At 63.0% G+C, this 10434-nt stretch carries 9 protein-coding genes, 1 tRNA gene and 2 pseudogenes; 10 read left to right on the forward strand and 2 right to left on the reverse strand.

Going from position 1 to position 10434, the window contains the following annotated elements; all coding sequences use genetic code 11:
* Together IT41_RS21050 and IT41_RS18390 are read left to right on the forward strand one after the other, a co-directional pair.
* A pseudogene (locus tag IT41_RS21050) lies at nt 1-127 on the forward strand (IS481 family transposase); the annotation flags it as partial.
* A 313-nt stretch (nt 128-440) separates the two neighbouring features.
* Nucleotides 441-516: transfer RNA gene (locus tag IT41_RS18390), tRNA-Ala, on the forward strand.
* Between the two features lie 484 nt (nt 517-1000).
* Here the strand turns inward: IT41_RS18390 and IT41_RS18395 are convergent.
* Together IT41_RS18395 and IT41_RS18400 are read right to left on the reverse strand one after the other, a co-directional pair.
* Nucleotides 1001-2266, reverse strand: a complete 1266-nt coding sequence (locus IT41_RS18395) for an SLC13 family permease (protein WP_036744107.1) — start codon at nt 2264-2266, stop codon at nt 1001-1003.
* 131 nt (nt 2267-2397) lie between these two features.
* Complete coding sequence (locus IT41_RS18400; RefSeq protein ID WP_036744109.1) at nt 2398-3312, reverse strand: LysR family transcriptional regulator; 915 nt, start codon at nt 3310-3312, stop codon at nt 2398-2400.
* Nucleotides 3313-3498: 186 nt separating this feature from the next.
* Here IT41_RS18400 and IT41_RS18405 point away from each other — a divergent pair, with 186 nt between their 5' ends.
* From IT41_RS18405 to IT41_RS20360, 8 genes and pseudogenes are all read left to right on the forward strand, one after another.
* On the forward strand, nt 3499-4572 hold the full coding sequence (locus IT41_RS18405; RefSeq protein ID WP_036744111.1) for a tartrate dehydrogenase: 1074 nt from the start codon (nt 3499-3501) through the stop codon (nt 4570-4572).
* 7 nt (nt 4573-4579) lie between these two features.
* A complete protein-coding gene (locus IT41_RS18410) occupies nt 4580-5836 on the forward strand; it encodes a glycerate kinase type-2 family protein (RefSeq protein ID WP_036744113.1) in 1257 nt (418 codons plus the stop codon).
* Nucleotides 5837-5856: 20 nt separating this feature from the next.
* The gene (gene pyk / locus IT41_RS18415) at nt 5857-7266 is read left to right on the forward strand and encodes a pyruvate kinase (RefSeq protein ID WP_036744115.1); all 1410 of its coding nucleotides are present in this window, start codon (nt 5857-5859) and stop codon (nt 7264-7266) included.
* A gap of 24 nt (nt 7267-7290) precedes the next feature.
* Nucleotides 7291-8568 carry a phosphopyruvate hydratase gene (eno, locus tag IT41_RS18420; protein WP_036744117.1) on the forward strand — a complete coding sequence of 426 codons (1278 nt, stop codon included), beginning with the start codon at nt 7291-7293 and terminating at the stop codon, nt 8566-8568.
* A gap of 483 nt (nt 8569-9051) precedes the next feature.
* Entirely contained in the window at nt 9052-9498 is a 447-nt protein-coding gene (locus IT41_RS18425; RefSeq protein ID WP_231564825.1) for an antibiotic biosynthesis monooxygenase family protein, read from the forward strand.
* A 63-nt stretch (nt 9499-9561) separates the two neighbouring features.
* Nucleotides 9562-9789 (forward strand): hypothetical protein, encoded by a 228-nt coding sequence (locus IT41_RS18430; protein ID WP_175496463.1) that lies wholly within the window; start codon nt 9562-9564, stop codon nt 9787-9789.
* Nucleotides 9790-9807: 18 nt separating this feature from the next.
* Complete coding sequence (locus IT41_RS18435; protein ID WP_052081781.1) at nt 9808-10266, forward strand: DUF1801 domain-containing protein; 459 nt, start codon at nt 9808-9810, stop codon at nt 10264-10266.
* Nucleotides 10267-10311: 45 nt separating this feature from the next.
* A pseudogene (locus IT41_RS20360) lies at nt 10312-10434 on the forward strand (IS5/IS1182 family transposase); the annotation flags it as partial.

Here is a 10434-nt window from a genome sequence, read left to right on the forward strand (position 1 = left end):
CTTCGTGCGCAGGCTCAAGACCCTCGGCGGTCTCACGCCTTACGAATAAATCTGCAAGATCTGGACATCAGAGCCTGACAGATTCATCCTGAACCCGATCCACCAAATGCCAGGACTGAACACCTAGGGGCGCATTGTGAGGAAGCGCCAAGGCGCATTCGGATAAAGTTGCTAGGAATGAAGCGGATTTCCCCGCTGTTGTGCTATTATCCTTTCGAAATGGGCCCTTGCTCCGGCTGCGGCTCATATTGGGAGGGTAAGATCATACGCTGCTTCTTCGCACTGAAGCAGGTCCGACCGGAAGTCGGATGGTTGAACCCATGCGTGGATACTCAAAGGCTGGATTCTGCAATGCTGTGGGCATCAACAACGCAGAGATATTGTCGACCCGTGCGATCTCTTGACAAGTTTTACCCGGTGAGTGACATAGTGCGCCGGATGGGGCCGTAGCTCAGTTGGTAGAGCGCGTCGTTCGCAATGACGAGGCCAGGGGTTCGATTCCCCTCGGCTCCACCATATTTGCGTTTGTCATTGGATCATAACAGTGCCGATTTGGAGCATAAGCTTGCAGATCGTCTGTCAATATGGCCAATCTAGCACAGTTGCGTGCCCTTCAGAACACGATTTTGAAGCTTTTGGGCCCCTCTCTTACAGCAAGAGGAGCCCAGGCCGGTTTTGGTCAGGTGCTGGCTCTCACTCGGATCGGCACTCACTTGCATTAAGTTTCGGCACCAGGTTGCATGACCATCGGCACCGACAAGGGACGTAGTGGTTGCTACGGTAGCGAAGGCGAGAAGCGCGGAGACCTCAACTATCGCAGCGGTTCTCGCCTTCGCGATTGCGTTGCGTCGACAGGAGGGGCGGGAAGTTTGAATTCGCTGCACCTGCGAATTGGTCGGGGTGGTGCTGCAAGAACGGACATTCAAATTCTTCTGACCGGCGCAGCAAAGGCCCGCGAGATTCTATCGCGAGCCTACACTGCAATTTGTGCCACGCCGATTTACGGGAAGAACGGGAACAGGATCGGCAGCAGGATCATGGCGACAACGGTCGAGACCAGAATCAGCGGCAGGCCGGCCCGCGTGTAATCCATGAACCTATACTTGCCGGGCCCAAGCACCATGACATTGGCCGGCATGCCGATGGGTGTGGCATAGGCAAGCGAGCCGCCGATCACGGTCGCCATCAGCACGGCACGCGGATCGGCGCCGATCTGGGTCGAGATCGACAGGCTGATCGGCACCAGCAGCGCGGTCGTCGCGGTGTTTGACATGAAGTTGGTCATGACCACGGCAAGCAGGAAGATGACCAGCAGGAAGACAAACATCGGCGTGTCCGGCCCGGTGAAGCCCAGCACGGCTTCGGCGATGACCTGACCGGCCCCGGTTTTCTCCATTGCGGCGGCCAGCGACAGGATGCCGCCGAACAGGAAGATCGTCTTGGCGTCGATGGACTGATAGGCCTCGTCCTCGCTGATGACACCCAGAAGGATCAGCGCGATGGCTCCGATGGCGCCAGTGATATGCAGGCGGATGCCGATCTGCGCCTCGAAGATCATGCCGAGGATGGTCAGGACGAGCACGATCAGCGAGGCATTCTTTTTCCACTGCGGCACCGAGGCGCCGACCGGATGCAGGCTGTCCGCGGCCAGTTCTTCGGTCTTGTGATCGGGCAGCAGGCGGAAACCGATGGTGGCAACGAACAGGATGCCAGCCAGCAGGATCGGCAGGCCGACAAGCCCGTATTCGAAGAAGCCAAAGCTCAGCCCCTGCTCTTGCAGCGCGGCCTGGGCGATCATGTTTCCGGGCGCGCCGATCAGGCTGAGATTGCCGCCCATGGCCGCGGCAAAGACGATCGGCAACAGCAGGCGCGAGCGGGCAAAGCCTGATTTCGCGGCAATGCCGATGACCACGGGGATCAGAACCGCCGCTGTGCCTGTGTTCGACAGGACGCCCGACATCAGCCCGGTGATCAGCATGATCGCCACCACCAACTGCCGTTCCGTCTTGGCAAATCGCGTGACCAGCCCGCCGATCTCGGCCGCCATGCCGGTCTGGAACAGGGCGCCGCCGATGATGAACATGTCGACGAACAGGATGACATTGCTGTTGACGAAGCCGTCAAAGGCCTCGCCGGCATCAAGCACGCCGGTCAGCACCAGGCTGACGCAGACGATCATCGCCGTGACGGCCAGGGGCACCCGTTCCCACACGAACATGACGATCGCGAAGAGCAACAGCAGAAGGGTAATGTTTGCAGGATCCATGGTCTCCTCCCAGAGTCCGGTTCAGGCCCACGAGGGGCAGATACAGATCCCGGAATAGGCAGGAGCGGCGTCCGAATGAATTTGCCAAAGATTATATTAATTTTCGTAATAATAATGACCGCGCCAATCAGTCAGGCGCTGGCCTCGATCATCTGAAGGTTCTCGTCCAGCACCGCCAGCAGCGCGTCGCGATGATCGTCGCGCGTGCCGCGCGCCCAGGCTGCGGCGAGGATCAGCTTGCCGCGCGTGGTGCCTTCGGGCAGCACAAGCGGGACGAAGCGCACCCCTGGAACGGCGATGCGCGAGGCCCATCGCGGCACGATGGCCAGCCCGGTTCCGGTCGCCACCAGATTGACGATGGTGTGTTTCTCCTCGGCGATCTGGGCGATCCGAGCGGTCAGCCCGGCATCGGTGAAGAGCTTGATGGTCAGGTCATGCGAATGCGGGCGCGAGCGGCGGTCGGGGACGATCAGCGGCGCATCGGCCAGATCCTCGACCGTCAGGTCCGACCGATCGGCCAGCGGGTGTGTTTCAGGCAGGGCGACCACGGCGGTTTCAAAGAACAGCGTCTGGAAGTGGATCTTCGGATCCCGGATGTCGGGCGGGCGGCAAAAGGCGATATCCAGACTGCCGCTGAGGATGCGGGGCAGCAGGTGCATGGTCTTCTGCTCGACCAGCTGCACCTCGATCTCGGGTCGACGCGCGCGCAGAAGCTGCAACAGCTGCGGCATCAGCCCGTTGGCGGCGCTGTCGATGGCGCCGACCTTCAGCACGGCGGTTTCGCTGCGCCGAACCGCGCGGATGCGCTGCTCGAAGCGATCGGCGTGTGCGACAAGCCCGCGGGCATCGTCGAGAATTGCCGTGCCCGCCTCGGTCAGCGCGACATTGCGGGTCGTGCGCAGGAACAGCCGGGTCTCGAACCGGTCCTCGAGCAGCCGGATCTGCCGGCCGAGCGAAGCCGGCAGCATGTCCATCGCCTGCGCGGCGCGGCCGAAATGCAGTTCCTCGGCGACGGCCAGGAAACACCTGATCTGCTGAATATCCATCGGCACCTCCGCCCTCAAATTATCTCATTTCAGTATATAATTCTACGCAAATTGAGGAATCGCCGCAGCGGGCGCAGTTTCGTCCTGTGATCGCCGCAGGGCGTCGCAAGGGAGGAGACAAGTGGGGCCTTGATGGCCCGCCCGGCGACGCTTTCGGCCCCCTTAACCCGAATGAGGAGAAAGCCCATGAAAACCTACAAGATTGCCTCGATCCCCGCGGATGGCATCGGTCCCGAAGTCATCGCCGCCGGCCTTCAGGCGCTGGAGGCGCTGGCCCGCCGCGATGGCGGCTTTCAGTTCGACGTGACCGAGTTCGACTGGAGCTCGGATCGTTACAAGAAGACCGGCGCGCTGATGCCCGAGGACGGGCCGGAACAGCTGAAAGCCTATGATGCGATCTTTTTCGGGGCTGTCGGTGCGCCCGACGTTCCCGATCACGTGACCCTCTGGGGGCTGCGCCTGCCGATCTGTCAGGGCTTCGACCAATATGCCAATGTGCGCCCGACCAAGATCCTGCCGGGCATTCAGTCGCCCTTGGCCGGCGTCGGCCCCGGCGATCTGGACTGGGTGATCGTCCGCGAGAACTCCGAGGGCGAATATTCCGGCCATGGCGGCCGCGCCCATAAGGGCCTGCCGGAAGAGGTTGGCACCGAGGTCGCGATCTTTACCCGCGTCGGCGTCACCCGGATCATGCGCTATGCCTTCAGGCTGGCCCAGTCCCGCCCGCGCAAGCTGCTGACGGTGGTGACGAAATCCAACGCCCAACGGCACGGCATGGTGATGTGGGACGAGATCGCCGCAGAGGTGTCGAAGGAGTTCCCCGATGTGACCTGGGACAAGATGCTGGTCGATGCGATGACTGTGCGCATGGTCAAGAACCCGCAAGGTCTGGACACCATTGTCGCGACCAACCTGCATGCCGACATCCTGTCCGATCTGGCGGGCGCGCTGGCCGGCAGTCTGGGCGTCGCCCCGACCGGCAATATCGATCCCGAGCGCCGTTTCCCCTCGATGTTTGAGCCGATCCACGGCTCGGCCTTCGACATCACCGGCAAGGGCATCGCCAATCCGGTGGCCACGTTCTGGACCGCCGCGCAGATGCTGGACCATCTGGGCGAACCGGCGGCCGCCGAGAGGCTGATGCGGGCGGTGGAAAAGGTCTGCGCCGATGGCGTGCTGACTCCGGATGTCGGCGGCAGCGCCACGACGCAGCAGGTCACTGATGCGGTGATCGACGCGATCCGCGGCGAGAATATTTGAGGGTGCCATGAGGGAGGAGGACGCAGAAGAGCTACTGAGAAAGATGCTCGATGCGGCGATCGCGGCGGCTGACCCCGCCACCGTGCTCGCCCGGCATCTGCCTGAAAAACCTGCTGGCCGCTGCATCGTGGTGGGGGCAGGAAAATCGGCCCCCGCCATGGCGCGGGCGGTGGAGCTGGCCTGGCCGGATGTGGACCTGTCCGGCGTGGTCGTGACCCGCTACGGCCATGCCGTGCCGACCGACCGGATCACGGTGCGCGAAGCCTCGCACCCGGTGCCGGACGAGGCCGGGCACAGGGCCGCAGCGGAAATCCTGCAGACGGTTCATCGGGCCGGTCCTGATGATCTGGTGCTTGCGCTGATCTCGGGCGGGGGCTCGGCGCTGATGACCCTGCCCGCGCCGCCGCTGACGCTGGACGACAAGATGCAGGTCAACCGCCTGCTGCTGGCATCCGGGCTGACCATCGAGGACATGAACCGCGTGCGCCGCCGCCTGTCGCTGATCAAGGGCGGCAGACTGGCCGAGGCAGCCGCACCGGCGCGGCTGGTCACGCTGGCGATCTCGGATGTGCCGGGAGACGATCCGGCGGCGATTGCGTCCGGCCCGACAGTTCCCGATCCGTCAGCGGGCGATGATCTGTCGCATCTGGTCAAAAGGCTTGGGCCGAATCTGCCTCAAGCCGCGCGTGAGAACCTGCTGCGCCCACCTGCGGCCCAGCCGGATTTCACACCGGATTACCGCATGATCGCCACGCCGCAGATGTCCTTGGAAGCGGCGGCCCATGTCGCGCGCGCGGCCGGGATTACCTCGCTTTTGCTGGGCGATGCACTGGAGGGCGAAGCCTCGCAACTTGGCGTTGCAATGGCCGGAATCGCGCGGGCCTGCGCCGCGCATGGCACCCCAGCCAAGGCTCCGGCAGTGCTGCTCTCGGGCGGAGAAACGACGGTTTCCATCGGCGATACCAGGCCCGGTCGCGGCGGGCGGAACACCGAATTCCTGCTTGGTCTCGCACTGGCGCTGGATGGCCACCCTGGCATTCATGCGCTTGCGGCTGATACCGACGGGATCGACGGCACCGAAGATGCCGCTGGCGCGGTGATCGGCCCCGCGAGTTTGGCGGCGGCGCGCGAAGCCGGGCTGAACCCGCGCGATTATCTGGACGGGCATGACAGCTACAGCCTTTTCGACCAGCTCGGCGCACTGATCCGCACCGGCCCGACATTGACCAATGTGAACGATTTCAGGGCGATCCTGGTGCTCTGATCCAGAGAAGGGACAACAATATGATCCGTGACAGACGCGCCAAGATCGTGGCGACCGTCGGCCCCGCCAGCGCCTCGCCCGCGATGCTGCGCCAGCTTTTCGAGAACGGCGTCGATACGTTTCGGCTGAATTTCAGCCATGGCGATCACGCCACGCATGCCCAGGTGATCGCCGCCATCCGCGCGATGGAGGCCGATACCGGCACGCCGATCGGCATCCTTCAGGACCTGCAGGGCCCGAAGATCCGGCTAGGCCGGCTGCAAGACGGCGCCCGCATGGTCGAGCGCGGTGACCGGGTTAAGTTCCTGCCCGCCGAGACCTCGGACAGCGATAACCTGCCTTTGCCCCATCCCGAGATCTTCGCGTCGATCCGACCGGGCCATCGGCTGTTCATCGACGATGGCCGGGTTCGGCTGCTGGTCACCTCGTCCAGGTCGGAGCGGATCGAGGCCGAGGTGCTGGAGGGCGGCAAGCTTAGCGACCGCAAGGGCGTCAACCTGCCCGACACGGTGCTGGACCTGCCGGTCCTGACCGAAAAGGACCGGCGCGATCTGGAATTCGGGCTGGCCCATGGCGTCGATTGGGTGGCGCTGTCCTTCGTCCAGAAGGCGAGCGACCTGGACGAGATCACGGGTATCATCGACGGCCGCGCGGGTCTCGTCGCCAAGATCGAAAAGCCCTCGGCCCTGTCCGAGATCGAGGCGATCATCCGCAAGGCCGATGCGATCATGGTTGCACGCGGCGATCTGGGCGTCGAAATCCCGCCCGAGGAGGTGCCCGCCCGGCAGAAAGAGATCATCGCGCTGTGCCGCCGCGAAAGCCGCCCGGTGATCGTCGCGACGCAAATGCTGGAATCCATGACCGCCGCGCCCGCGCCAACACGGGCCGAGGCCTCGGATGTCGCCACCGCGATCTATGACGGCGCGGATGCGGTGATGCTCTCGGCCGAAAGCGCGACCGGCGCCTTTCCCGCCGAGACCGTGGCGGTGATGGACCGCATCATCCGCAGCACCGAGGCGCATTCCTTCTATGCCAGGGCGATTGCCGCATCACGCGAACCGGCCGCGAGCCCGGCAGATGCGATTGCCGATACAGGCGCAATGCTTGCGGCCTCGCTTGGCGCACGCGCCATCGTCGCCTATTCGCGCAGCGGCAGCACAGCCGCGCGGATCGCCGCACGCAGGCCCTTTCTACCATTGATCGTGCTGACCCGCGACATCCGGATTTCCCGGCGCATGGCACTGCTTTGGGATGCGCGCTCGATGGCCGAGGATTCGGTGCAGGACTATGACAGCATGGTGCGGACCGCCGTCGCAACCAGCCGCGACATGCTGAAACCCGAAGCGGGCGACAGCATCGTCATTCTGTCCGGGGTGCCCTTTGGACAGTCCGGCAGCACCAACAATATCCGCGTTGCCGGTTTCGACTGACGCATCCGACGAAAGGAAAAGCCCATGTCTGCCATCATCGATATCTTCGCCCGCGAAATTCTGGACAGCCGCGGCAATCCGACCGTCGAGGTGGATGTGACGCTGGAAGACGGCACGATGGGCCGGGCGGCGGTGCCCTCGGGCGCCTCGACCGGCGCGCATGAGGCCGTCGAAAAGCGCGATGGCGACAAGACCCGCTATCTGGGCAAGGGCGTGCTGGAGGCCGTCGCCGCCGTCAATGGCGAGATCGCCGAGAACCTGATCGGCGAGGATGCGACCGAGCAGCTGGCCGTCGACCGCATGATGTGCGAGCTGGACGGGACGCCCAACAAGGGCCGGCTTGGCGCCAATGCCATCCTGGGCGTGTCGCTGGCGGTGGCCAAGGCGGCGGCGATGGCCACGGGCCAGCCGCTCTACCGCTATGTCGGCGGGACCGGCGCGCATGTGCTGCCAGTGCCGATGATGAACATCATCAATGGCGGCGAACATGCCGACAACCCGATCGACATCCAGGAATTCATGATCATGCCGGTCAGCGCGGGCAATATCCGCGAGGCCGTGCGCATGGGCTCGGAAGTGTTCCACACGCTGAAGAAAGAACTCTCGGCCTCGGGCCTGTCCACCGGGATCGGCGACGAGGGCGGCTTTGCGCCGAACCTGTCCAGCACCCGCGATGCGCTGGATTTCATCCTGAAGGCGGTCGAGAAGGCCGGCTACAAGCCCGGCGACGACATCATGCTGGCGCTGGACTGCGCCTCGACCGAATATTTCAGGGACGGCAAATACGAGATGAAGGGCGAGGGCAAGACCCTGACCCCGGCCGAGAATGTCGATTACCTGGCCGCGCTTTGCGCCGATTACCCGATCCTGTCGATCGAGGATGGCTGCGCCGAGGATGACTGGGACGGCTGGAAGCTCTTGACCGAGCGTCTTGGCGGTTCGGTTCAGCTGGTCGGCGACGATCTGTTCGTCACCAATCCGGACCGTCTGGAAGAGGGCATCCGCCGCGGCTGCGGCAACTCGCTGCTGGTCAAGGTGAACCAGATCGGCACCCTGTCGGAAACACTGGATGCGGTCCGCATGGCCGACCGCGCCGGTTACACCTCGGTGATGTCGCACCGCTCGGGCGAGACCGAGGATGCCACCATCGCCGATCTCGCCGTCGCCACCAATTGCGGCCAGATCAAGACCGGCAGCCTTGCCCGCTCGGACCGGCTGGCGAAATACAACCAGCTGATTCGAATCGAAGAAATGCTGGGCGCCGCCGCAGAGTATGCCGGCCGCTCGATCCTGCGCGGATAAGGTTCAGACCACGAGATCCTCACCCTGCGGCGTGTCGTAGAGACGTCGCAGGGTGTTGAGGCCTGACGCAGCAGCTCGAGCAGAGTGGCGCCGTTCAGCGCTATCCGGACGGCATTGGGGCCCGGCTGTGCGCCTAACGACACTGTGGCGCATTCATCGGCGGGGCGGATCAGCAGCCGCCGCTGTGGCGCCCACTGCGCGGGAAGCGAGGCACGCCAACTCGATGGCCGGGCTACCCGTTTCGGCGGGACAAACATCACGGAAATGCCGCAAGCTGAGCGAACGGCGGCAATGCGAAGGCTGCACCGCAGCAACTGGTCACCTGTCCAAATACCGCTTTGGGCCGTCCTTGCCGGGGCTGACATTGGCTCATGCTGAAAGGGAGCGCTGCGCCGCATGACGGTTCTGGAGCGAGAATACCGAATGTGCGATTTGTATGAGCGCCTGCTATCATCTGCATAAGCGACTCAAGAAAGGTCGATAGTGCCGAGCAGCAAGGCCAAGACCAACCTAACCGGACCGGAGTCTGAGCATTCAAAAATCCATATAGAAAGGTTCATTATGTCGCTTCTAAAATCTCTGGACGAGAAGTTTCCACTTGAGCGCCAACTTGGCATTGCCGCCGCGCCGGTCGTACTCATCAACCTCTTCGCGCTTGATGCAGCGGATGAGTCGGGCTTCCTCGACGCTTGGACCGACGATGCCCACTTCATGAAGCAGCAACCGGGCTTCATCTCCACACAACTCCACCGCGCCATCGGCGATAGCCCAACCTACCTGAACTATGCCGTGTGGGACTCGACCGAGGCGTTCCGAGCCGCCTTCACGCATCCCGAGTTTGTCGCAAAGCTCTCAGCCTATCCGTCATCTGCTGTTGCCAGTCCGCACCTGTTCCGGAAAGTCGCGGTCTCCGGTATCTGTGCTGCCTGATCTTCATGCTCGAACATGCGTTTAGGTGACCTCCCGCTACGGCGACAACGGTGAACGGCAGGAATGAACGCATTAGATAGCGGCACCATTCCTGTCGTTCCCGCTGTCGTGCCATCTCTAGGGTGGCTGGTGCCGGTCGCGGCCATCGGGATCGCGCCGGAAATGCTGGTCTTTTCAGGCGTTCAGCTGCGTGCCGGTGCCGCGGACAACGGGCCGATGTATTACTCGCTGGGTGTCGCGGCTGTCTGGGCGGTGATCGCGCTCGGACGGCTGTTTGTCGCGCCGCATTGAGGCTGAAGGACAAAAGGCATGACAGACGATCCCAAGGTTAAATATCTGTTGAACCAGAGCAACTGGCAGGCGGAACGGCGCAAGCTGCGGGACATCCTCCTCGATTGCGGCCTCGAAGAGCGCGTGAAGTGGGGCAAGCTTTGCTATGCCTATGAGGACAGCAACGTCGTCATCATCTACGGGATGAAGACCTCCTGTGCGCTCGGGTTCTTCAAGGGGTCGCTGCTGAAGGGTGAGGACGGTGTTCTCGTCCAGCCCGGTAAACACTCCCAGGCGATGCGACGGCTCCACTTCGAGAGTCTCGAAGAGATCGAAGGCAGCGAGGACACGATCCGGTGCTTTGTCGGCCGGGCACTTGTCATCAATTGCGCGATACCAAGCCTGCCATGCATTAAGGCCACCCATCTCGCGGATCAAAATGTTCGCAGCAGGATTATCGCTGACTTCGACGGTGGCTTTAGGCTCCAGACCCATTGATTTAGGGCTGTTCGCGTGATTCAGGCTCTGCAAGGAGACCTATCCATGAGCAACCTTTTCTGGCTGACTGACGCGCAGATGGAGCGTCTGAAACCCTATTTCCCGAAGTCCCACGGCAAGCCACGCGTTGACGACCGTCGTGTGCTGAGCGGCATAATATTCATCAAT

Origin of the sequence: Paracoccus halophilus (assembly GCF_000763905.1) — a bacterium.
Taxonomy (GTDB): Bacteria; Pseudomonadota; Alphaproteobacteria; order Rhodobacterales; family Rhodobacteraceae; genus Paracoccus; species Paracoccus halophilus.

Excerpts from the sequence above, each read along its gene's own strand:
- IT41_RS18430 (WP_175496463.1), top strand. The coding sequence starts at position 9,562 with ATGAACGCATTAGATAGCGGCACCATTCCTGTCGTTCCCGCTGTCGTG.
- IT41_RS18395 (WP_036744107.1), bottom strand. The coding sequence starts at position 2,266 with ATGGATCCTGCAAACATTACCCTTCTGCTGTTGCTCTTCGCGATCGTC.
- pyk (WP_036744115.1), top strand. The coding sequence starts at position 5,857 with ATGATCCGTGACAGACGCGCCAAGATCGTGGCGACCGTCGGCCCCGCC.
- IT41_RS18405 (WP_036744111.1), top strand. The coding sequence starts at position 3,499 with ATGAAAACCTACAAGATTGCCTCGATCCCCGCGGATGGCATCGGTCCC.
- IT41_RS18400 (WP_036744109.1), bottom strand. The coding sequence starts at position 3,312 with ATGGATATTCAGCAGATCAGGTGTTTCCTGGCCGTCGCCGAGGAACTG.
- IT41_RS18435 (WP_052081781.1), top strand. The coding sequence starts at position 9,808 with ATGACAGACGATCCCAAGGTTAAATATCTGTTGAACCAGAGCAACTGG.
- IT41_RS18410 (WP_036744113.1), top strand. The coding sequence starts at position 4,580 with ATGAGGGAGGAGGACGCAGAAGAGCTACTGAGAAAGATGCTCGATGCG.
- eno (WP_036744117.1), top strand. The coding sequence starts at position 7,291 with ATGTCTGCCATCATCGATATCTTCGCCCGCGAAATTCTGGACAGCCGC.